This window comes from Parasalinivibrio latis, assembly GCF_036825535.1.
Classification (GTDB): domain Bacteria; phylum Pseudomonadota; class Gammaproteobacteria; order Enterobacterales; family Vibrionaceae; genus Parasalinivibrio; species Parasalinivibrio latis.
In genome coordinates this window covers 1,182,740-1,206,316 of record NZ_CP098813.1, presented here as the reverse complement: position 1 = coordinate 1,206,316, position 23,577 = coordinate 1,182,740, and the positions used below count along the sequence as shown (strand labels likewise).

Annotated in this window: 19 protein-coding genes; 14 read left to right on the top strand and 5 right to left on the bottom strand. The window is 49.4% G+C overall.

Features of this window, described 5'->3' with window-relative positions; all coding sequences use genetic code 11:
* Nucleotides 1-13: 13 nt before the first annotated feature.
* Nucleotides 14-910: a LysR substrate-binding domain-containing protein gene (locus NF212_RS22485; RefSeq protein ID WP_434361160.1), complete on the bottom strand. Its 897-nt coding sequence runs from the start codon at nucleotides 908-910 to the stop codon at nucleotides 14-16.
* A gap of 160 nt (nucleotides 911-1,070) precedes the next feature.
* Between NF212_RS22485 and NF212_RS22480 the strand changes: the two genes are divergently transcribed.
* The 9 genes from NF212_RS22480 to NF212_RS22440 all read left to right on the top strand — a co-directional run bounded on the left by NF212_RS22480 (nucleotide 1,071) and on the right by NF212_RS22440 (nucleotide 12,177).
* Nucleotides 1,071-1,451 carry a RidA family protein gene (locus NF212_RS22480; protein ID WP_434361159.1) on the top strand — a complete coding sequence of 127 codons (381 nt, stop codon included), beginning with the start codon at nucleotides 1,071-1,073 and terminating at the stop codon, nucleotides 1,449-1,451.
* 39 nt (nucleotides 1,452-1,490) lie between these two features.
* The gene (locus tag NF212_RS22475) at nucleotides 1,491-2,939 is read left to right on the top strand and encodes an aldehyde dehydrogenase family protein (protein WP_434361158.1); all 1,449 of its coding nucleotides are present in this window, start codon (nucleotides 1,491-1,493) and stop codon (nucleotides 2,937-2,939) included.
* Nucleotides 2,940-2,984: 45 nt separating this feature from the next.
* Complete coding sequence (locus NF212_RS22470; protein WP_434361157.1) at nucleotides 2,985-3,971, top strand: membrane dipeptidase; 987 nt, start codon at nucleotides 2,985-2,987, stop codon at nucleotides 3,969-3,971.
* A gap of 137 nt (nucleotides 3,972-4,108) precedes the next feature.
* A complete protein-coding gene (locus NF212_RS22465; RefSeq protein ID WP_434362965.1) occupies nucleotides 4,109-5,650 on the top strand; it encodes a BCCT family transporter in 1,542 nt (513 codons plus the stop codon).
* 112 nt (nucleotides 5,651-5,762) lie between these two features.
* Nucleotides 5,763-7,469: a hypothetical protein gene (locus NF212_RS22460; protein ID WP_434361156.1), complete on the top strand. Its 1,707-nt coding sequence runs from the start codon at nucleotides 5,763-5,765 to the stop codon at nucleotides 7,467-7,469.
* On the top strand, nucleotides 7,466-8,191 hold the full coding sequence (locus NF212_RS22455; RefSeq protein ID WP_434361155.1) for a DUF3726 domain-containing protein: 726 nt from the start codon (nucleotides 7,466-7,468) through the stop codon (nucleotides 8,189-8,191). Before NF212_RS22460 ends, NF212_RS22455 begins: the two co-directional genes overlap by 4 nt.
* 259 nt (nucleotides 8,192-8,450) lie before the next feature.
* Nucleotides 8,451-9,206 (top strand): aspartate/glutamate racemase family protein, encoded by a 756-nt coding sequence (locus NF212_RS22450; protein WP_434361154.1) that lies wholly within the window; start codon nucleotides 8,451-8,453, stop codon nucleotides 9,204-9,206.
* Nucleotides 9,207-9,266: 60 nt separating this feature from the next.
* On the top strand, nucleotides 9,267-10,643 hold the full coding sequence (locus NF212_RS22445) for an NCS1 family transporter (RefSeq protein WP_434361153.1): 1,377 nt from the start codon (nucleotides 9,267-9,269) through the stop codon (nucleotides 10,641-10,643).
* Between the two features lie 82 nt (nucleotides 10,644-10,725).
* Nucleotides 10,726-12,177 carry an NCS1 family nucleobase:cation symporter-1 gene (locus tag NF212_RS22440; protein WP_434361152.1) on the top strand — a complete coding sequence of 484 codons (1,452 nt, stop codon included), beginning with the start codon at nucleotides 10,726-10,728 and terminating at the stop codon, nucleotides 12,175-12,177.
* Between the two features lie 62 nt (nucleotides 12,178-12,239).
* Here NF212_RS22440 and NF212_RS22435 read toward each other — a convergent pair whose 3' ends face one another.
* The 4 genes from NF212_RS22435 to NF212_RS22420 form a co-directional block, all read right to left on the bottom strand.
* Nucleotides 12,240-12,953 (bottom strand): GntR family transcriptional regulator, encoded by a 714-nt coding sequence (locus NF212_RS22435; protein ID WP_434361151.1) that lies wholly within the window; start codon nucleotides 12,951-12,953, stop codon nucleotides 12,240-12,242.
* A gap of 162 nt (nucleotides 12,954-13,115) precedes the next feature.
* Nucleotides 13,116-13,958, bottom strand: coding sequence for a rhombotarget lipoprotein (rhlP, locus tag NF212_RS22430; protein ID WP_434361150.1), 843 nt, complete (start codon nucleotides 13,956-13,958; stop codon nucleotides 13,116-13,118).
* A 210-nt stretch (nucleotides 13,959-14,168) separates the two neighbouring features.
* Nucleotides 14,169-15,680, bottom strand: a complete 1,512-nt coding sequence (locus NF212_RS22425) for a DHA2 family efflux MFS transporter permease subunit (RefSeq protein ID WP_434361149.1) — start codon at nucleotides 15,678-15,680, stop codon at nucleotides 14,169-14,171.
* Nucleotides 15,680-16,714, bottom strand: a complete 1,035-nt coding sequence (locus NF212_RS22420; protein WP_434361148.1) for an HlyD family secretion protein — start codon at nucleotides 16,712-16,714, stop codon at nucleotides 15,680-15,682. Before NF212_RS22420 ends, NF212_RS22425 begins: the two co-directional genes overlap by 1 nt.
* A 381-nt stretch (nucleotides 16,715-17,095) precedes the next feature.
* On the opposite strand from NF212_RS22420, the gene NF212_RS22415 reads away from it, so the two are divergent.
* The 5 genes from NF212_RS22415 (at nucleotide 17,096) to NF212_RS22395 (ending at nucleotide 23,406) form a co-directional block, all read left to right on the top strand.
* Nucleotides 17,096-18,223: an autoinducer 2-binding periplasmic protein LuxP gene (locus NF212_RS22415; RefSeq protein WP_434361147.1), complete on the top strand. Its 1,128-nt coding sequence runs from the start codon at nucleotides 17,096-17,098 to the stop codon at nucleotides 18,221-18,223.
* A gap of 9 nt (nucleotides 18,224-18,232) precedes the next feature.
* On the top strand, nucleotides 18,233-20,830 hold the full coding sequence (locus NF212_RS22410; protein ID WP_434361146.1) for a LuxQ periplasmic sensor domain-containing protein: 2,598 nt from the start codon (nucleotides 18,233-18,235) through the stop codon (nucleotides 20,828-20,830).
* A 161-nt stretch (nucleotides 20,831-20,991) separates the two neighbouring features.
* On the top strand, nucleotides 20,992-21,729 hold the full coding sequence (locus tag NF212_RS22405) for an amino acid ABC transporter ATP-binding protein (RefSeq protein ID WP_434361145.1): 738 nt from the start codon (nucleotides 20,992-20,994) through the stop codon (nucleotides 21,727-21,729).
* A 1-nt stretch (nucleotide 21,730) separates the two neighbouring features.
* The gene (locus NF212_RS22400; RefSeq protein ID WP_434361144.1) at nucleotides 21,731-22,537 is read left to right on the top strand and encodes an amino acid ABC transporter permease; all 807 of its coding nucleotides are present in this window, start codon (nucleotides 21,731-21,733) and stop codon (nucleotides 22,535-22,537) included.
* Between the two features lie 41 nt (nucleotides 22,538-22,578).
* Nucleotides 22,579-23,406: a transporter substrate-binding domain-containing protein gene (locus NF212_RS22395; protein WP_434361143.1), complete on the top strand. Its 828-nt coding sequence runs from the start codon at nucleotides 22,579-22,581 to the stop codon at nucleotides 23,404-23,406.
* Nucleotides 23,407-23,577 lie beyond the last annotated feature (171 nt).

Genomic DNA, 23,577 nt, shown 5'->3' with positions numbered 1-23,577 from the left:
CCGTGCTACGCCGTTATGTGTTTCTATTTGTATCCATTACCGCCAAAGACCGGATACACAAGCTGTAAAAATCATAAGCCTGAGGGGACACATACCTGTTGGAGAGTTTGAAAATGCCAATATCCCGCTCCAACAAAGGGGATTTCAACGGAAGCCATACCAGCGACTCTGAAGACTCAGGAAATGCAAGTCTTGGCAGGGTGGTTATGCCAATTCCCAACTCCAGCACTGAATAAAGAGACGTGATGTTTTCCACGGAATAAAGGGCGTTGTCACTGAGTTGCCTTGCCGGTGTTTCTGCCAGCAACGAACAGGTCCCATTTTTTATAAAGGGGTGCTCTATGAGTTGCTCCCAGTGAACGCCATCTGGACTAAGCGCCAGAGGATTGTCCAATTTGCACACTACACCGACGGGGTCTGACATCAACAGGGTAAAATCCAGCCGGTCATCATTAACATGGACGCGATTCCCCAGTGCCAAATCCACTTCCCCGGCAAGTAATCTCGTCTCTACACCGGCCGCGTTATCATCTATCAGTGATACCTCCACTTCCGGATGCGAGCTGGTGAACTCAGCGAGTATCGCAGGGATTAGCTTTGCGGCCACAGAAGGTACACTGGCAATTCTCAACTGCCCCAACTGGCCCGCAGCTGCCGCGCGCAAATCACTGTCGAGATCTTCGTAAAGTTTCAGGAATTGCATCATTTTAGGCAGGCAAATCTCCCCAAAAGGGGTCAGCTTGGCTTTGTGCCCCGATTCAAATAACGCCTGGCCCAGAATGCGCTCCAATTCCTTCACAGATGTAGAAAGTGCCGCCTGGGAGCGGTTGGCCTTAGAGGAAGCAGCCCTAAAGCCACCTTCTGTTGCCACCATCACAAAATGACGCATTTGCTGAAGTTTGATATCCATATCGCCAGCCTCCCAGCCCTTTATCTCCTGATCCATCATTTATTGATAAGTATTTTTTATCATTTGTCAAAAATTAACCATTAGATTTATCGGGAAACTCACAGCAATATTTAACCATTCCGAAACATTCATGACACAAACAGTTAATTGGGAGCCAAGAATGTCTGCAACGCCTTCACCGGTAAAAACTGCGCTTTATGATTCCCCTTCCCCCTTGGAGTGGGCGGTTACCCATAACGGGACGCTTTACACCGCACAGATTCCCATTGATGAAAGCGGACAGGTTGTAGAAGGCGGCATTGAGGCTCAAACCCGCAAGACACTGGATAACCTGGTTCACACACTGGAGTGCGCCGGTGTATCAACCGGGTCAGTACTGCAGGTGCTGATTTATGTCACCGATCGAAGTTATCTCGCCACCGTCAACAAGGTGTATGCCGAGTACTTTACAGCCCCCTACCCCAACCGTGCAGCAGTGGTGGTTGCGGGGCTTGCCCGGGAAGAAATGCTGGTAGAGCTAGTGGTATACGCTGCCGTCTGATTTAAACCATTAAGAGCAGATTAAAGAAAAGGAATCACCATGAAACTCAACACTGAAAACGCCCTCTACATCGGTGGTGAATGGCAAGGCGGTATCAACACCATCCCAAACATCAACCCTTCCGATACTTCCCTGAGCCTTGGGGATTTTGCACAGGCATCTCAGGCTCAGGTTCAACAAGCCATTGATGCGGCTCGGGCAGCTCAGCTGGTTTGGGCGAAAACACCGCTGGAGCAAAAGCAAAGAGTACTCCAGGCTATTGGTGATGAATTGATCGCCCGTTGCGATGAGCTTGGCAAACTGCTTTCCAGCGAGGAAGGAAAACCTTTTGCGGAAGGCCGGGGAGAAGTCTATCGCGCCGGACAGTTTTTCCAGTATTACGCGGCTGAAGTGTTGCGTCAGATGGGTGATATTGCGGATTCAGTGCGCCCCGGCGTTTCTGTCGAAGTCACCCGCGAGGCTCTCGGTGTCGTGGCCATCATTTCCCCATGGAATTTCCCTACCGCAACAGCGTCCTGGAAAATAGCCCCGGCACTGGCATTTGGTAATGCGGTTATCTGGAAGCCGGCTAACCTCACTCCAGCCAGTGCTGTTGCGCTCACCGACATTATCCACCGGGCTGGTCTCCCTGCCGGTACCTTTAACCTGGTACTGGGCTCCGGCTCTGATGTTGGCGATACATTAATTCATTCCAAAGAGATTGATGCCGTCAGCTTTACCGGTTCAGTGGATGTCGGCCGAAAAGTCGCTGCTGCAACCGCACCCAATTTTGTTCGCTGCCAACTCGAAATGGGCAGTAAAAATGCGCTGGTTATTGCTGATGACGCAGATATCCAGACAGCTGTAGACGCCACTGTTGCCGGTTCTTTCTCCGGTACCGGTCAAAAGTGCACTGCCTCATCCCGGCTTGTTGTTCTGGACAGCATCCACGATGCCTATGTTGAAGCACTCACCGAACGCCTTGCCACCCTGAAGGTGGGTCATGCTCTGGAAGAGGGCATTTTCATGGGGCCAGTAGTTGATGAGAAACAACTGTCATCAAACCTGAAGTGGGTTGAACAGGCACGGTCACTCGGCGGTGAACTGGCATTTGGCGGAGAGCGCCTGTCCCTTCAGCATGACGGCTATTACATGTCTCCTACCCTGTTCACTGGCACTGACAACAGCTGGGATGTAAACCAGGAAGAACTGTTTGCACCTATGGCCTGTGTGATCAAAGTCAACAGCCTGGAAGAGGCCATTGCAACCGTAAACGATACCCGGTTTGGCCTGACGGCAGGCATAGTCACCCAGAGCCTCCGTACCAGCGCCCTGTTTAAGCAACAGGCCCAGACCGGATGCGTCATGGTTAACCTCCCTACAGCGGGTACCGATTACCACGTCCCGTTTGGCGGACGGAAAGAGTCCAGCTTTGGTCCCAGGGAACAGGGCCAGTACGCAAAGGATTTCTACACCGTAGTGAAGACAGCATACCAGCGTCCTTACTGAACCCTATAAAGCCTTCGACTTCGTCATTACGGGGAGAGCACAGCCATGTACAAGGACCACATCATCATTGACGGACTGCAATACTGTCGCTGGGATCGCAGTTACTTCGAGACACTGAAAGCCAGTGGTATTACTGCAGTACACGCGACGCTTGTCTACCATGAAACTGCGCGTGAAACCCTTACCCGTTTTGCTGAATGGAATCTCCTTTTCGAACAGAACAGCGACCTCATCATGCCAATCATGGATATGGATGACGTTGCCAGGGCCAAAACTGAAGGAAAGGTCGGCATATTCTTTGGTGCACAAAATTGCTCCCCGATAGATGACGAAATTGGCCTGATTGAAGTGATGCGAAAGCAAGGTCTTTTAATCATGCAGCTGACCTATAACAACCAGAGTCTGCTCGCCACGGGGTGTTATGAGCGTGAAGACAGCGGTGTCACCCGGTTTGGCAAACAGGCTATCGAAGAAATGAACCGGGTTGGAATGATCGTCGATATGTCCCACAGTGCAGAACGATCCACCCTTGAAGCAATCGACCTCTCCTCCCGCCCTATTTGTATCAGCCACGCCAACCCTGCGGCTGCACACGGGGCGTTGAGAAATAAATCGGAAGAAGTGATCAAATCCCTGACCGCCCGGGGTGGCCTGATTGGATTCAGCCTCTACCCGTTCCACCTGCCGGGAGGAAGCGGCTGCACTCTGGAAGCGTTTTGCCAGATGGTTGCTGATACTGCTGAACTCGTCGGTGTGGAACATCTTGGTATTGGCAGTGACCTCTGCCTAAACCAGCCACAAAGCGTTCTGGAGTGGATGCGCAATGGCCGCTGGTCCAAAGCCATGGATTATGGCGAAGGCTCATCCAACAACGCGGGTTGGCCGGATGCCCTGCCATGGTTCGAGGACAGCCGAGGCATGGTCAATATCTACAACGGGCTCCTAAAACAAGGGTTCACCGAATCAGAAACCGCTCAGGTACTGGGAGGGAACTGGTTTGAATTTCTGAAAGCCGGGCTGGAACCGGCTTAACCATCAATTCCGGTAGCCGTATAAAAAACCAATAAGGCTACCGGACCAAATCCTGGCCGGGTATCCAAGAAAGCCCGCCCGAAAACGTTTGGAGACAGGTTATGTCTGATATCCTGAACACTGAGAAAGCGAGAAAGATGGGAAATGCAGCCCCAAAAGCACCGCAAAGTGCGGTAGAGAAAATCGGGCTGGATAACCCAGCACTGTGGTTCAGCGGCGGCTTCATAGCATTGTTTGTTACCACCGCCCTGCTTGATCACGAGTTGCTTTCAAGCCTGGTTAATGCCGGTTTTGGCTGGTCCGTGGCCGTATTTGGCCCCTACTGGCAGTTGCTCTTGCTGCTGACATTTCTGATTGGGCTTGGGCTGGCTGTCGGTAAAACCGGCCAGGTGAAACTTGGCGGGCTGAAAACACCAGAGATGGACAGCTTCCGCTGGCTGGCCATTATCCTTTGCACCCTGCTCGCCGGGGGCGGCGTGTTCTGGGCTGCGGCAGAACCGATCGCACACTACGTTTCACCACCTCCCCTTTACGGAGCACAGGAAATTGAACAGCAAGGTGCAATCAATGCACTGTCACAGTCTTTCATGCACTGGGGTTTTCTGGCTTGGGCCATTCTGGGCACATTGACTTCCATTGTGCTGATGTATCTCCACTATGACAAAGGTTTACCACTCAAGCCCCGCACCTTGCTGTACCCGGTTTTGGGTGAGCGAGCCCTGAAGGGAACAACCGGCGCACTTATCGACGCGTGCTGCATCGTCGCCGTAGCGGCTGGCACCATTGGTCCAATTGGATTTCTCGGCTTGCAGGTCAGCTACGCCCTCAATGCGCTTTTTGATATCCCCAATGGCTTTACAACCCAATTTACCGTCATTCTTTTTGCCATTGCCATGTACACCATCTCTGCCTTAAGTGGCCTCAACCGGGGAATCCAGATCCTCAGCCGCTACAATATCATTCTCGCCGTCGGCCTGATGATCTACATTCTTCTGGTCGGCCCAACAGGTTTTATTGTCAACGGCTACCTTCAGGGTGTCGGTACCATGATTGACAATTTCATCCCAATGGCAACCTACCGCGGCGATGAAGGCTGGCTGAGCTGGTGGACAGTATTTTTCTGGGGCTGGTTCCTTGGCTATGGCCCAATGATGGCAATATTTATCTCCCGTATTTCCCGCGGACGCACCATTCGCCAGCTGGTCGTGGCAGTCAGCATTGCGGCACCTCTTATCACATGCTTCTGGTTCACCATCGTTGGTGGCTCCGGCCTGGCATTTGAAATTGCTGACCCGGGTTCAGTCAGCAAAGCATTTGAAGGATTCAACCTGCCGGCATCGTTACTGGCTATCACCCAACAACTGCCTATGCCAATGGTGGTATCCGTACTCTTCCTGATTCTTACCACCATATTTATTGTCACTACCGGTGACTCCATGACCTACACCATCAGTGTCGTAATAAGTGGTGAAACGGAACCTAACGCGCTTATCCGAAGCTTCTGGGGCATCATGATGGGTGTGACAGCACTTATCCTTATCTCCCTCGGCTCCGGCGGAATTTCAGCCTTGCAGTCCTTTATCGTGATTACCGCAGTACCTGTGTCGCTCATATTGCTGCCTTCCCTATGGAATGGCCCGCAAATCGCTATGAAGATGGCACGCGAGCAAGGCCTGTAATCTGCGGTAGTTCTTAACTATGGGCCGGAAACAAGACAGCACGGTCAAATCCGGTCCCCGATAATTCAACGTGTTGCCCGGTAAACCCGATGGCACCAGGAAGGTGAGCAACATGAACGTCAATACCCTTATGCAAAGCCCGGCTCTTTTTCGTTCGCCGGAAGAAGTGATGGCACCTGACCGGTTGGGTGCCATGCACCAGACCCGCATCAGCTTTGTCAGAACCCTGATCCGACGAATGGCGAAGGAAAACTGGCAGGTAACCCAGAACCTTTGGGACATATCACCCCAGGGGTTTGGCACGGCCATCTACCGGCTGCAAACACCCGACAATGTTTATCATCTGGTGGTATTTTCTGATGCCATCAAGGACGAGGAACGTAACGACAGGGTTATTGCAGAAAAATGGGATGTGACCTTTGCCCTCGTAAAGGGGGAGATTAGCGAGTCAGATCTAACGCAGTTGCGTGACAACGTCCCACTACAGGAAGCGGGCAGGAACTCCAGCCGTGTTTTGGTTTTGGCACGGGCAAACAAGAGTGTACGGGTATTTGAACATGTCGTGACATCCCTGGCTCAGGGACATCAGCCCGACCCAAATCAGTTAGCCAATGTAGGCTATATCCTCCGTACCACCGCAGTTTATGGTAACGGTAAGTTTGGTATTGCCGATTTTGAAACGCTGGATGACAACCCGGATTTCAATCTCTCTTTCAGCGCACAAATGTGTGCTGTTTATATTCTGCGCCAGTTCAGCCTGGACTGGGTTCACGCCCTTGCCCGCCATCAGGGTGGCGACAGCGCCACTACAATGAGCGAGCCGTTGCAAAGATACCTGGGCGTAGGCAATGCAACCGGTCTGGGGATGGCCCCTTACCTCATTAAGCATCCCTGTGTCGTGGACCAATGGCTCTCACAAAGGGAAGCAGCTGTCACATCAGTGGCTTCCCAACCCGTTGATGCCACCAAAGCACTTCTGTTCAGCAACCTGGCAAGGCGGGCACAAAGGCATCTTTCTGAGGTCGTCACCATAGATGAGGAGCAGCACAGCTTGAATATTGCTGCCTCAGGTGAATTGCAAACATTGCTCAATAACATCCCCGCATACCACGAAACCGGAGCGCTTTGGGGGGACATCATTATCGACAGCCGCAAGTATGGCCTTGAAACACAGGAAATCGTGCTTTCTTGCATACTTGAGCTTTACCCGGATCGGGTTGATTCCGTTGAAAAAGAGATGAACACCTCAGAAGAACTCTCTCTTGATCCTGGCATTACTCTCCAGCAAATGTGCCTGGCCCTTGAAACCCATTACCGGTGGGCAATAGATACGGATTTTTCCAAACAGGAGAATAGGTACTGGTTCTGGTACCGGTCCCAGGACAAAGAGGAACCCAGGCTTGGGGTACGAGGCGTAGAGCAAGGGGAAGAGCGGGAACTGCCTCTTGATATCGGCCGGCAGGTTAACACCTTCTACCACGCCATAACCCAACAAGACGGTAACGGTTCACTTGCTGCATTTTTACTGGCCCAGCCTCAATACCGGGCCATTGCCCGCCGTTGCTGGACGCTCTCCAAGCGGCCGATGGGCGAAATTCAGATGAACGTGCTTGCCGAAAATTCCCGGCCGATGGATTTGTTGCGCTGCAAACTGGCAATGTTCGGGGCAACCAAATTTGACCCCCGGTCCGACCGTTGGGTTCGCGTTACCTTGTTCCAGGGCGCACCACTGACCAACGAATTGCATGAAGGCGAGTGGTTATTCCCCCTTTTACCTCAGGATGGATGTGAGAAGAACACCAGGGAGGCTGCGCAATGATTCACGTTTCTCACAATGAAATCGTTACGGTCTGTACCAAGGCTTACGAAGGTCTCAAACGCCACTGCGGCGAATCAGATGCCATTGCCAATATGACGGCAGATTTGGAAATGGTGGGGCTGGGTGGTATTTCCCATTTTGTCAGTGCACTCTCTTTCCTGAAGCACGAGCCGGATATACCGGTCACCGTGACAGAACATGACAGCGATGGCCAAAAACAGGTCTCCGCTGATTTAAATGGCGGCAGCATCATTTGCCATCTTCCTGCCCTGCTTGATTACGCTGTTGAGAAACTGTCGGGAGCGCCGAGTGTTACGCTGAAGATGAAAAACTGCCATAACCGCTGGCTGGCATATGGCGAGCTGATAAAGCTGTCGGGTAAAGGGTTGTGTGTCAAAGCAAGTTGGAGCAATGGGCATTCTCCCTACCATGTGGAATACATCCTCAACGCCGGTATAGTCCTTCCGGATATCTATCTTTTTTCACAATTACAGGATGATCCCCACACGCTAACGATAGTCATACAAACAACCCCATTTACCAATTATTCAGGGGATATTTCAGAGAAAATCAGCGGAGACGTCCTGGCAACCCGTATGGCTTCTTCGTGGAAAAACGGTATGTATGTCGATGAATCTGATTGGCAAGCTATAAAAGAAACAGCCGCTCTCATTCTGGTGGAATCCAGTGAACGATCTCTACAGGGTGCTGGCGGTCAGTAATTTCGCCATTTAAAACTCACTTTGCCCAGAAGGCCACGCTATGTGGCCTTTTTCACATGTAAATTCCCTTCACGCCATAACATTCTGTTATTAAAAGTAATTCCCCTAAACGCGCCATAAAAAACCAGTGACAAGCCTCTCTCTGTTCTCCCTTGCAACATTGTGAACAATTAATTTTATTTATTGTTGACAATATGTATATCCATTGTTAACACTATTGATGATAATTTAATCAGTAGAAGCATGGTGAGTCTCCCTGATGAAGATAAAGCTCATTAATCCCAACACTACCGAATCGATGACAGACAAAATGGTGCGCGCGGCACGGCTGATAGCATCTGCGGAAACAATCATTGATCCCGCCACGCCAACAACCGGCCCTGCTTCAATAGAAAGTCACTTCGATGAAGCCATCAGTGTTATTGGGGTTCTTGAACAAATTCAGAAGGGGGATACAGAAGGCACAGATGCCTACATCATCGCCTGCTTCGGTGACCCAGGGTTACAGGCAGCCCGAGAGCTGACCTCTGCCCCGGTTATCGGTATCGCAGAAGCTGCCTTTCATTTCGCCACCCTGATCAGTACCCGGTTTTCTGTTGTTACTACGCTTGGCCGTACCTGCATCATCGCGGAGCATCTTCTCCACCAGTACGGTTTTGCTGGCCATTGCCGCAAAGTCCGCGCTGCAGAAATACCGGTTCTGGAACTTGAAAATGAAAACGGAACCCTTGCCCTTGAGCGGATTACAGCAGAGTGCCTGAGAGCCAGGGATGAAGATGCCATTGGGGCCATTGTGCTGGGTTGCGGAGGGATGGCTGACCTCACTGAAATCATCAGCAGCACGGTTGGCCTGCCTGTAATTGAGGGAGTATCGGCAGCGGTGAAAATGGCCGAAGGATTGGTCTCTCTTGGCCTTTCCACCAGCAAAATCGGCGATTTGGCGTACCCGAGACCCAAAATACTGAAAGGTGAACTAAACCGGTTCTCCTTTACCGAATGTCCGCCCGGACAGTAACTGTTTACGCTAATACTGATAAGGCGGCCTCCACAACTGACAGCGACGGAGCAGCACATCATGGAAAGCAACCAAAGCCAGGGAAACATATACAACAACCCGGATACCCTAAATGAGGTACCCGGTCACACTAAAGCAGCAGGTGAGGAATCCCTTAATCCCCAGGACACACGGATTATGGGGAACTGGTCGTATCTTTTTGCATGGTTCGGAGGCTGTGTTTCCATAGGCACATTCGCCATGGGCTCAAGCATCGTGGGAACGCTTAACCTGCTTCAGGCATCCGTCGCTATTGCTATCGGCTGTTTTGTTATCGGCATAGCACTTACGCTAAATGGCGCAGCCGGCTACAAATACGGTATCCCGTTTATGGTGCAGGCGCGGGCAGCTTTCGGCTTCAGCGGCACACGGCTTCCGGGGCTGGTACGGGCAGTTCCCGCCATCGTCTGGTATGGTTTTCAATCTTGGATTGGTGCAGGTGCACTGAACGCTGTTTCTGCCACCCTGTTTGGGTTCGATAATCTCGTTTTTTACTTTATTACTTTCCAGTTTCTGCAAATCGGGTTGTCGGTATTTGGTTTCCAAGGCATCAAATGGCTGGAAAACATCGGCAGTGGTTTTATCCTCGCATCACTGGTTTACATGTTTTTCAGCGTCATCAATAAATATGGCGATGAAATCACCACAAACCTGGTCAACATAGAAGGTACCTGGGGAGCGGAATTCTGGGCAGCCACTATGCTGTTCCTTGGCATCTACTCCACAATGATGCTGAACGTCAGTGATTACTCAAGGGAATTGAAAAAAGGAACCCGGCCGGGGCTCCTGACAACCATTTACGCTTTCTCCATTCTTCCCTGTACGCTTTTCATGGGGCTAATCGGGCTGATGGTATCAGGTGCAACCGGTACCTCTGATCCTATCCAGGTTTTCGCCAGCGCAGTGGATAACACACCTCTTTTGGTTATCACTCTCCTGTTTATCGCCTTTGCGCAGGTCACTACCAACGTCCTGAATAATGTTGTTCCGCCTACTTACATTCTGATGGATGTGTTCAAAATGAATTTTAAACCCGCCACCATCCTTGTTGGCCTGGCGGCATTTGCGACCTTCCCGTGGGAACTGGTGAAAGAAGAATCTGCTGTCGGTCTCCAGATTTTCGTCCAGACCTACTCAGCATTTCTTGGTCCTATTTTCGCCATACTGGTGGTGGACTATTACCTGATTCGCAACCGAACCCTTAACGTGGAACAGCTCTATGACGAAAACGGCCCTTACTCAGGGATCAACTGGGCAGCCATTTCTGCGTCTGTTGTTGGCGTTATTGTGGCACTGAACATCTCATCTATTTCTTGGTATGCCAGCCTGATCCCAGCAGGCCTTACCTACTACCTCCTGATGAAACACATGCCTTCGGCTCAGCGCTTTAACCGATGAGCTGAAAGCGACGCCACCTGTAAGTAAACATCACTTAACTGGCATCCGGGCAAGCCACAACTTGCCCGGAATAGGAGCTGTTATGCCTGACAACTTTAAAATCCAACATGCGGATCCCAGTTTGTACAACGAGGATCTTGCCCCGCTTGCACCGGAAAAACGTAAATGGGGAGCATTTGAAATCTTCAATGTGTGGGCGAATGATGTCCAAAGCCTGTTTGGTTATACCCTTGCAGCCTCATTGTTCCTTACATCAGGGCTTAATGGCTGGGCGGTGATGGCAGCCATCGTGCTGGCATCGGTGTTTGTTATGGTGCTGGTTAACCTAACCGGCCTGCCCAGCGTCAAATACGGTATCCCCTATCCGGTAATGGCGCGTGCAAGCATGGGGGTTCGCGGAGCAAACTTTCCGGCGATGATCAGGGCTATCGTCGCGATCTTCTGGTATGGAGCCCAAACCTATTTTGCATCAACAGCCGTGTCGCTGCTGATTAACTCCCTTTTTGGTATCCAACCGGAAGTCTTTGCACTTGGCCTGACAATGGTGGACTGGATAGCCTTTGTTTTCGTTTGGGTGTTCCAGATGGTGCTTTTCCTGAGGGGCATTGACTGGATAACAAAGTTCCTCAACTGGGCAGGGCCTTTTGTTTATGGCGTGATGATTGTGTTGATGATCATCATCGGTATTGAAGCCAGCGACGGGCTTATGCCTGCAGTCAGCAGCCTTTACACTGACCGGGAACAGGGAATGGGGGAAGTGGTCGCATTCATGGGGGTTGTCGGCACCATGGTGGCCTATTTTGCTGCCGTCGTGATCAACTTCGGGGATTTCTCGCGTTTCGTCAAAGATGAAAAGTCACTCAAAACCGGCAATTGGCTGGGTCTGCCGGTAAACGTGGCGTTGTTTTCATTTATTGCATTGGTTGTTACTGCCGGGACGTATGCTGTTTTCGGAGAGGCTATCACCAACCCTACAGAAATTATCGGCAAGGTTGATAACCTGTTGCTCACTATTATCGCTGCGTTGTGCTTTTTCGCCGCAACCATCGGCATTAATCTGGTCGCCAACTTTATTCCGCCGGCTTATGACTTGGCTAACCTGATGCCTGAAAAGATTGATTTCAAAAAAGGTGGCCTTATCACTTCGGTGATAGCATTTTTCATTGGGGCACTTTGGGTCTCGGTTATCAGCCAGATTGGCATTATCGGGTTTGTAAATACACTGGGAGCAATACTGGCACCGGTATACGGCATCATGGTTGCTGATTACTACATGGTGAAGAAGCAGCAACTTGATTTGCACGATCTTTTCAGCACAGATCCGGAAGGCAAATATTTTTATTCCAATGGGTGGAACACCACTGCACTGGTCTCCTTTGGCATTGCTGCGGTATTTTCGGTCGGCACGGTGTGGATTCCATCATTGGAAAGCCTGTCCGGGTTTGGATGGATTATTGGTGCAGTGCTCGGCGGCCTGATATACAACGGCCTTGCCAACAAACCTACGACTGACCACGTTGCAACAGATGATTGACTGCTGCGCAAGTAAAAATGGCGGGATTGAATCCCGCCATTATGTATTCCCAAACTACCCACTCAACCTTTGTTGAAAATCTGCCTCAAATCTACTTCTTTTTCCGTCGGAGGTTCCAGGCTCAATTTGTCTTCAATAGCGCGCAGGTGGTCAAGCATAAGCACTTCTGCCCGGTCTGCATCACCAGTTTCCAGAACGTCAATCAAAACCTGGTGATCGCAATGTGTGTTCGTCTCGTCAGATTCGTAGGACACACGCTCATACAACGCAATGATCAAAGACGTACGCGGAATAATCTCCCGCAGGAACTCTGTCAGTACCGGCTTTTCTGCCAGCTCACCAATCAGCAAATGATATTCACCACTCAACCGGATGCGAAGGCTATGTTCACCTTTTGCATCCGCAGCGTGCTCCCTTTCTACATGAGCAAGGAGCCGGGCTTTTTTGTCAGCATTGAAATTCCCAGCTAAGGCTCGCACCAGCTCTTTTTCTATTAACCTTCGCGCCTCGAATACTTCCCGCGATTCACTGATGGAAGGTTCAGCAATAAACGCCCCACTGTTTGGCACAAGGTTAACCAGCTTTTCCAGCGCCAGACGCTGGAGCACAGTACGAATGGTTGCCCTGCCTACCTGAAAAACCTCACTCAGTTCTTCTTCTTTCAGACGCAATCCGGGGGAAAGCTTTCGTTCAAAAATGGCTTGGAGAATCTGGGTATAAATGCCTTCAACGGAAGGTTTCTTTGACGCTTTTGGTTGTTTTAGGTCACGCATCATTTCAATCGTTATCTGCCCTGAATGACAATAGAAAGTCTTGCTAATCTCGGCGTCTGACACACCCTTTCAGCCAGTATAACAAAGAATGAATTTGGGCAAAGCTACAGGCTCTTCTATTGCCCCAAAGGCCCGAAGAATCGGGCCAAATGGAAAAGGTATCCATCAAAAGAGTGTTGGTTTGGACCGGCGAAAACGTCCCAGAAGAGACAGCCCTCCCAAGAATACAAAACCAAGAATACCGATTGCCCCTCCGCTGTAGCCCTCGCGAAATTCCACGTTGGCAACCTTTTCCTCTTTAACACGTTCTTTAAATCGGCCAAGTTCAGCGTCCAAATTGATGATCATGTCTTTGGTTGCAAGTTCAAAGCCTTCAACGGATTTCTCTGACAGCGTTTCGTTTATCCCAATGGCAGTGGTTCTCTTTTCCAACTTGCTGATACCCGGAGCCCGAAAAAGCATCTTCTTGCTTTTCACGTCAAAGACAGCAGTGTCAACAAAGGTTTGAACACTGTTTTCATTACCTGGAATCAGGTACAGACCCACAATTGTCCAATATAACAGTGCCGCATTGTTCTCATAGGATTGAGAGACCTGGTCATAAGACACCAGCGCCATCACATCAACATCGTACAGCCTTGCAACTTGTTCAAGGTTGGAAAACCCACCCTTATCCTTGAGGTAATTACTGGGAATCAGTTCAATGCGGCCGATAAAGTCATATTGCTGGAAGGACTGCTTTACGTTGTTCAAAAGTGACAGCTGTGTATTTCCGCTTATCGCCCGTCCGTAGTTGTCACCGGATGGAACAAATGCCAGACCAACTGTGACAGGAAGCTTCAGGGTTGGCGTTTGCGGCGACAGTGTCTCTCTGTCAGATTCATCCGGGTACAGGTAAGTAATCAGGCTGCTCGAGACTGTCTTCTTGCCTCCATCGTTCGAGAGCATTGCACTGCATGACGTCAGCATCATCAGGCTAACCATCATTCCTATTATTTTCGCTGCCATAAACCACTCCCTGTTTGTCACTGGTTGTACCGACGAACCTGCCGTTTTGTTGACTGGTTAAACCATATAACACAATAATTGAACATCGTTCAATTGATTCGTTGCGAAAATGTTATCCATCAGTAAAGATCGTGAAAACTGAGACATGGGTGATAAGAACGTGAAGGCATAAAAAAGCTCCCGGACGGGAGCTTTCATAACAGCCGAGGGTTAGTGCGCCCCAACAGGAGGCTTGGCACCCTTAACCGGCTTTTTGAATAGCGCCAGGAAAGGAATCATCACCAGGAAAGAGACCATGATAAAGCCAAAGGTATACACAAAGGCCAGCAAGGTTGACTGCTGGTGCAGCAGATTGGTGATTTGCGCAATAAAACCCGGATCAGTGACTGCTGTTCCGTGTTGCTGCGCCATTTGCTGGAGAATCGGGTTATCAGAGGAAACCGCCCCACCAAGGTTATGCCACTCTTTTTGCTGAATCTGGCTGAAGTAGGTGTTCACAATAGAAATACCAAACGAACCACCCAGTGTCCGGCAAAGGTTAAACACCACAGCCCCCCCGACAGCCTGACTCGGTTGAAGCGTCGCGTACGCGAGTTGGCTGAGTGGCGCAAACACCAATCCCATTCCTGCGCCCTGGACAATACTTGGCAACAATACCCAATAAAGGTCGATGCCCATGGAATATTGCATCATCAGGTAGGTACCGGCCCCGTTCAGCAACAGGCCTATCATAATCAGTTTTCTGGCATCAAGACGATCCATAAACCGTGACATGACCAGAAGCACAATTGCCGATGTGAGGCCGCGCGGTGCCATCACAAAACCGGTGGTATCAACCGGGTAGTTCAACAGTTGCTCCAGCATCATAGGTTGAAGCTGGGTAATGCCGAACAGACCCATCGAAAACCCACTCATCATGACGCATGAAAGGAACAGGTTGCGGTCTTTTAGTAACCACATTGGCGCAATATCCCCTTTGCTCCTGAACGAACGCCAGAGGAAAAACACCCATGCTACGGCACTGATAACGGCTGAAAACAGGATAAAATCAGAGGCAAACCACCCTTTCTCATTACCCCGTTCAAGCACCATCTGAAGAAGCCCGATACCGATAGTCATACCAATAACAAGCGGCCAGTCGAGTTTGGTTTCACCTCTCCCATCCAGCTTCACAAAAGCATACAGAAGTGCGAGACAAAGAAGACCGACAGGCAGGTTGACATAAAAAATCCACCGCCAGTCCATATGTTCAGTGATCACACCGCCAACAGTCGGGCCCAGAATAGGTCCCAGCAGTACGCCCACACTGAACAGTGCCATAGCCTTGCCGCGTTCTTCAGCCGGATAGATCTGTACCATGATGGATTGGGAAAGCGGAATGACGGATGCACCAAATGCACCCTGCATTACCCGGAAGATAATCATCTCGGTAAGGGTATCGGCCTGTCCGCACAGAGCAGACGTCACGATAAAACCGGCCACAGAAACCAACAGCAGGTTTCGGGTACCAAATTTCAAGGAGAGGTAGCTGGCAAGGGGGATAAAAATGGCTTCGGCCATTGAGTAAGACGTGAGAACCCAGGTGACCTGCTCAGAAGTCACGCCCAGCGCCCCCATCATATGTGGCAGCGACACATTGGCAATGGTCATGTCCAAAAGGACCATGATGGCGGACAACATGACCGCCACCGTGACCATCAAACGGTTGGTATTCTCATTCATTACTTGGAACCGGTTGTCGTATCACCTGCCGGTTGTGCAACCGTATCAACCACAACAGTAGAGCTGGCACCAACACGCAGTTGTGGTTCGTCCTCTTTTTGCTTCAGGGCAATACGCACTGGGAAACGCTGAGGCACTTTAACCCAGTTGCCAGTTGCATTTTCTGGTGGCAGCAGAGAGAAAGAGGAACCGCTTGCCGGAGAAATCGCTTCAACATACCCAACGAAAGTTGTATCCGGGTACATATCCAGAACAACATCAGCAGGCATGCCAGAGCGGATGTGCTCAAGATCGTCTTCTTTGAAGTTTGCCTGCACCCAAAAAGTGTCTGATTCCACCAGCGGCATCAATGACTGGCCTGGAGCAACCACACTTCCAGGTCGTACATTCACTTTGCCCAGCACACCACTGTCTGGGGCGACGATTTCCGTGTAAGACAGGTTCAGTGCAGCTTCAGAAAGCGCAGCAGCAGCCTGCTTAACCTGTGGTGCAGCAGTACCCTTCGCTCCCTGCTCTTTGACCAATTGAGACATCCGGGCTCTGGAAGCATCAAGGTTGTTCTTGGCTGAAGCCAGCTGGGCTTTAGCGTCATCACCGGCTTGCTTAGGCATAATGCCTTTGTTTACCAGCGTCATGGTACGGTGGTATTTCTGCTGCACATCTTCCAGTTGCGCCATGGCTGAACGAATATCCGCGCTGGCTGCAATAATGGCATCATCACTGGCTTTGTTAGCCTGCGTGGCCAGCTCATAGGCAGCCTGGGCTTGGTCCAGACGGGCTCGGTATGGTGCTGGGTCAATACGCGCCAGAACATCACCTTTATCCACTGCCTGGTAATCACTTACCGTGACCGAAGTCAGCTGCCCGCTAATCTGAGGCGCAACATACAGAATATTTGCATGAATATAGGCATCATCTGTGCTCGGGTACTTTTCCTGATGGCGGATATAGAAGTAGGCGGATACGCCCAGAACTGCGATAACCACAAGAAGTAACAGGCCGTTTTTCAACGACGAGGAGGTCTTTGTACTCATGGGGGGATCCGGGAAAGATAAAACGTTAAGAAATAATGTGATTTAGATCACCGTTCCAACAATGGTATGCTAGTGCCCGCGATCACACAAACGGCCATATGTGAAAATTATGTTTTCATAAAATATGGGACATATTTATAAGAACTGAATCGGAAGAGGAAATAGCTGATTCTTGCCTTTCCTGTTTAAACTCCTTTTTTATCATAAAGATAGGTTTGAACTGACATTCGGTTTCAGACTTCCGGCTCTTATGTCCAATTGTTCGGCACCACGAATTGCTCATTAATGCTTATAAAAGCAAAAGCTTATAACCAACGCTCATGGAAAAATTGTTTAGCTATTCTATATTGAATGTATAAACATTTTTGCAACTGGATACATATGAATAAAGCGATCAGAAACTTTCATCTGGTACTCACAATTTCATCCGCAACTATTTTGATTTTATTGAGTACATTGTTTTCAGTAGCAAATGCGACTGTATCTCTTCCAGGTTTCTGGTCTTATGACGAGTACCTGAATGCATTCCCGGAGCAACGAAAACTGACTGCAAACCTGAAACAGATTGTTCGGTCAAGCCCGGTTCCACTGGCAACGCAAAAAATAGACCCGGTAAAAATCTCTGTTGTTTATCCCGGAGAACAAATCTCAGATTATTGGCGTCGCAATATCAAAGCATTTGAACGCCGGATGAAAGAGCTCAGGATCCCATACACCATAAGCAGCGTGTTCACTAAACCAAATGGGGATATGCGGGAGCAAAGTGCCTCTCTTTTCAAGGCATTGAAGGATAAATCTGACTATCTCATATTCACTTTGGATACCACCAGGCACCGCAAATTTATCCAACATGTTTTGAACAATCCGGATACCAAGCTTATCCTTCAAAACATCACGACACCGGTTAAAGAGTGGGAAGGTAACCAGCCATTCCTCTACGTCGGCTTTGACCATGCTAAAGGTACTGAAGCACTGGCTGACTATTACAAGGCACAGTTTCCAAAAGATGCACGTTACGCAGTACTGTACTTTTCTCAGGGCTATATCAGTACTGCTCGCGGGGATACCTTCATCGCGGGCATGCAACAGGATAGTAAATACCACCTGTCTTCAGCGTTCTATACCGATGCTGACAGAGCGTCGGGTTTCAAAGCTGCAGTAAGCGCACTGGAAGCCGATAAAAACCTTGATTTCATCTACGCATGCTCCACCGACATCGCTTTTGGTGCCTTGGATGCCATAAGTAAGTTTAAAAATGATAAAGTGATGATTAACGGTTGGGGAGGTGGCAGTGCAGAGCTGGATGCCATTGCCAAGAAAGAACTGGATGTCACTGTGATGCGAATGAACGATGATACCGGTATTGCTATGGCAGAAGCTATTAAGCTCGATCTGGAGCATAAAGCCGTACCAACAGTCTTTTCAGGGGATTTTGAAATCGTGACCAAAAACGACTCATCTGAACGTCTGTCAAAGCTCAAGAAGTACGCTTTCCGGTACTCAAACTGAAAGTGAACTATGACGAATAAGCAAGTCTTTAAAAAACGATCTTTGGCGAACTGGTTAGTTCGCCTGCTTTTCCTCAGCTTCAGCCTGATTACTGTGGGTGTGATGCTCCAGAGTTATCAGTACGGTATTACGGGCATCAATCAGGAAATCAATCGCTCCATGGAGCAAACATCCCACCTGATTCAGAACCTGATTAACTACAAACTGGCTTCAATCCAAAACAGGCAGAACATAAACACTGCGAGCGACCAATTACAGCATTTCGTAGAGGAACAACAAGCTGCCCGTCTGGATCAGTTTTTCCTCACGCTTGAACAGCAAAATCCAATTTCCAGCCCAGATCTCCGGTTTATCACTAAGGGCAGGGACTTGCTGTGGCATGACGGAAACTCCTACTTTCACGGAATAGATGAACCTCGCCTCCGCCGGCTGATTGAAGAAAGTACGTTTTCAAATGACTGGTTGTTTGAAACCGTCCAAACCGAGATGGGAGAACGGGCTCTTTTAGTTCGTCGTACGCCAATTATTATCAACAAAACCGGACAGATAGAAGGCCAGCTCTATGTTGCTTTGGTGCTGAACAGCAATTTTTCCTTTGCAAAAACACTGCAAAATGCGAGTAACACCGATGCAGTGGTCCTGGTGAACGACGGACATATACTCGCTTCAAGCCTTCACATTACCGACCCTCTTTATCAGGATATCGTTACCCACGTTTCTGACCCAGGTACAGCGATTAAGGGGTACCTGACCATTACAACACCGCTTGTGATAGACGGGGTAAAAAGCCCGGTCAGTATTATTTCCGTCCAAAGCAATAAAACGATTCAGATACTCAAAAAGCAGTTCGCCGCAGGTTTGCTGGTATCGGCACTGCTTATCATGCTGCTTGCGGTTACGGTTAGCCGGGTTGCCAAAGTAAAAGTCACTGAGGCGCTCCAGTCTCTGATGACATACACCCGTTCAGCCACAACAAAGACCCGTATTAACTCATTCCAGGGTTCCGAAATCACTGAATTTGACCACATCGGGCAGACACTGAAGCTGACCTTGAATGAACTGGTTGAAAAAGAACAGTATCTGGAAGATCTGTTCAACTACGCCATTTCACCCATAGTGGTTTGGAATAACCAAAAACAAATCACCCGTATTAATCCGGCAGCTCAGAAACATCTCGGCTATGTCGTGCCACTAAGTGCCAGTGAGATCATTGATGAAGTCTTGCCTGGGGAAGCATTCCAGGAATTCGAAACAAGAATTCGCCCCTACCTTCGCCGCATTCTGGATGGTGAAGTATTGCGAGGTATTAACCTTCGGCTAAACAACAAGGTATACCGCTGGAACCTGGCTCCTATGGAGGTCAACGGTGAAGTCCACTCTATCATCGGACAGGGTCAGGACATCACCTCATTGATCCAGGCAGAAAAACAGAGCAGGAAAGCTCAACTTTCTGCTGAAGCATCTGCACAGGCCAAAGCTGACTTCCTGGCTAAAATGAGCCATGAAATCCGCACACCACTCAATGGCATTTTAGGTATCACTCAATTACTGCAATCATCAGTAACAAGCGAACGGGAAAAAGAACTGGTAGATATCCTCTACCAAAGCGGTGAACACCTGCTCTCCGTTCTCAATGATGTTTTGGATTTTTCCCGTATCGAACAGGGTAAATTTAAAATTGAAGTGTCCACCTTTGTGTTAAAAGATGTCATCAGTACCGTCTCTAATGTTTATGATCCCGTCTGCAAATCCAAGGGGATTGACCTGGTCCTGAAAAGCGATGTGCCCGCAGGTCTTGCTATCCGTTCTGACAAAGCTCGCCTGACACAGATCCTGTTTAACCTTCTCAGCAATGCTGTGAAATTCACCCACTTTGGACACATCTCTGTCGAAGTAGCAATCAAAAAGCAGGAGTCAGGAAAACCCGTATTGCATGTGGTGGTTGAAGACACGGGAATCGGAATTTCTGAAGCATCACAAAAGCAACTTTTCCAACCTTTCGTCCAGGCTGATTCAACCTCTACCCGTGAATACGGAGGCAGTGGACTTGGACTGGCAATTGTAAAGAGCTTGCTGGAGCTCCTTTCCGGCAGCATTAATGTCGCCAGTGAGCCGGGCAAAGGCAGCCGTTTCAGCTTCCAGTTTCCAGTCGAAGTTGCAGAGGATGAAAGCCTTCCTATCCTGCCAAAACCCAAGAACACACTGCAGATGTTTGAAGAGCCGCTCTCGGTACTACTAGTGGAAGACAACCGGACCAACGCAATGGTCGCTCAGGCGTTCTGCCAGAAGTACGGACTCCAGGTACAGTGGGTTACCGACGGGTTGCAGGCGCTTAAACTGGTTGCAAAGTCATCATATGACCTGATTTTAATGGACAACCAAATGCCCAATCTCGGCGGCATTGATACCACCAAGATAATCCGTCACGAGTTAAAGCTGGATACCCCCATTTTTGCATTCACCGCAGATGCTCAGGAAGCAACCCGGGATGCATTCTTTAATGCCGGTGCAAACTATGTCATTGTAAAACCGATAAAAGAAACGACATTTTATGAGGCTCTGCTTTTTTTAAAGGGGCATAAAGAAAAACAGCGCATTAACGCATGATGCTGTCTTAATAAATAGGCTCCACATTCATTCATCAATGCAATAAGCCCTTCCCTTGTTATGCCTCCTGATTCACGTTCACAACGTGAATTGGGAGTTTTATGTTACTTTTTAGGGTATCCTTTGACGAAAATTATAAAGATAAAAGCTAAGGATTTTCTTTGAATACCTTAAGTAAAGCCGTCATTCGCTTTGACAGTGTTGACAAATGGTTTGGTCAGTTTCGGGCATTAAAGGACATATCCCTCACAGTCAGCGAAGGTGAAAAATTGGTTGTTTGTGGCCCATCTGGGTCCGGCAAATCGACACTGATACGTTGCATCAATGGCTTGGAAACCTATGAATCCGGGGAAATAGACGTGCTGGGTGAGACAGTATCACCACAAACACGTCACCAGGGTAAAGTAGGTATGGTGTTTCAACACTTTAACCTGTTTCCCCACATGACCGTTCTTGAAAATCTGACCCTTGCCCCGATGCGGACATTAAAGCTCAGTAAACAGGAAGCCACCGAGCGGGCCATGCACTACCTGGCTCGGGTAAAGATTGCAGAGCAAGCCAATAAATACCCAATCCAACTGTCAGGCGGTCAGCAACAGCGTGTAGCCATTGCCCGCTCTCTATGCATGAAACCTGAAATCCTTCTCTTCGATGAGCCCACTTCGGCTCTGGACCCGGAGATGATCAATGAAGTATTGGATGTCATGGTAGAGCTGGCTGAAGATGGCATGACCATGGTTTGCGTAACCCATGAGATGGGCTTCGCCCGCCGGGTTGCCGACAGAGTTGTTTTTATGGACGACGGCCAGATTCTTGAGAATGCGCCGCCAGAACAGCTCTTCGAGAGACCGCAACACCCACGTACCCAGGCATTCCTCAACCAGATCCTGAGCCACTGATATGCAGCTCAAAACGACGTACTCCAAGATACTCAAACCTGTTTTGTCCGGCCTGGCACAGATAGCCATTCTTACATTGGGACTTATCTGGTTGTTGGACAGTGGTGCCGAAGCAATGGGATACCACTGGCAATGGGAGCGGGTACCGGATTATCTGTTCTTTTTTGAAGATGGTGAATGGTGGCCGGCTGAATTGATGGACGGCCTGCTGGTCACGGTTCAAATATCCGCAATCAGTCTGGTGTTTACCCTTGTCATTGGGTTGGGAACTGCGCTGCTGCGCCTGTCCAACTCGATGGTGGGACGAGGCCTTGCAAGAGGCTATATAGAGCTGGTCCGCAACACGCCTTTGCTGGTGCAGATTTATTTACTCTATTTTGTCTTCGGGCCAGTTATCGGTCTCGACCGGTTTGCAACCGCGGTGCTCGCTTTATCACTGTTCCAAGGCGCCTACACGGCTGAAATCTTCCGGGCAGGCCTTGCCAGTATTCCCGATGGCCAATTTGAGGCATGCCGTTCGTTGGGGCTCACCAAGTTCAGCACCTACAAAGATGTCATCCTCCCCCAGGTAATCCAGAGGATTTTGCCGCCGCTGACTAACGAGGTTATTTCCCTGATAAAGAATTCCTCAATTGTCAGTGTCATGGCTATTTTCGATCTGACCACAGAAGGCCGAAACATCATTTCTGAAACCGCGATGCCATTTGAAATATGGTTTACCGTCGCGGCAATTTATCTGGTTCTTACCCTATCGCTTTCTGGTCTTTCTGCCTGGCTGGAACACCGGTTAGGTGCACAATGGCGATAACTTAAGTGACTTTCAGTATCCAGTCATTAGGAGAAGTGAGCATGGTTTTTAAAAGACGTTCTATAGTCAAAGGGGCAGCAGCGGTGCTGTTGAGTTTTCTTTTGTCAGCCCCCTCCTTTGCAGCAGACAACACACCTAACCTCGATAAAATTAACGAGCGCGGAACACTTCGCGTCGGCATGTCTACGTTTGTCCCCTGGGCGATGCGAAACAAGCAAGGTGAATTGATTGGTTTCGAGATTGATGTAGCCAAACGACTGGCAAAAGACAGTGGTTGGAAAGTGGAATTTGTCCCAACAGCATGGGATGGGATTATTCCCGCCCTACTGGCCAAGAAATTCGATGTGATCATTGGCGGTATGTCCATCACCCCAGAACGCTCAAAAAGCGTGCTGTTTACCCTGCCTTATTCCCATTCGGGAGTGCAGGTGGCGGTCAACAAGAATGAAAAAGGTGATGTGAAAACATTTGATGACCTTAACTCCCGCCGTACCAAAATTGCGGTACGCCGTGGTGCATTTACTGTCCAGGTAGCTCGTGAAACCTTCCCAAAAGCCAAGCTCCTCCAGTTTGATGACGATGCGCAGGCGTTTCAGGAAGTTCTGAACGGTAATGCAGATGCAGTAATTGCTTCAAGCCCTAAGCCAGAGCACGAAACCGTTAAACACTCAGATGTACTCTACCTGCCATTTAAAGAACGTCTTTCTAAAGGTAATGAAGCATTTGCCGTCCGCCTTGGCGAGGAGGATAAGAAGAACTTCTTCGACGCATGGATCAAAGCACGTACTGATGACGGTTGGCTGCAGGAACGTTATGAATACTGGTTCTCTACCCTTGATTGGGAAAACCAGATAGCACACGGGCAATAAGCGCGAGAAGCGAGAAGCGAGAAGCGAGAAGCGAGAAGCGAGAAGCGAGAAGCGAGAAGCGAGAAGCGAGAAGCGAGAAGCGAGAAGCGAGAAGCTGATTCAGTATGTGCGTTTTTGAACAGACCTTTGGTCTCACTTCTCCTTTTTTTAGCGCTCGACACTGAAATGAAA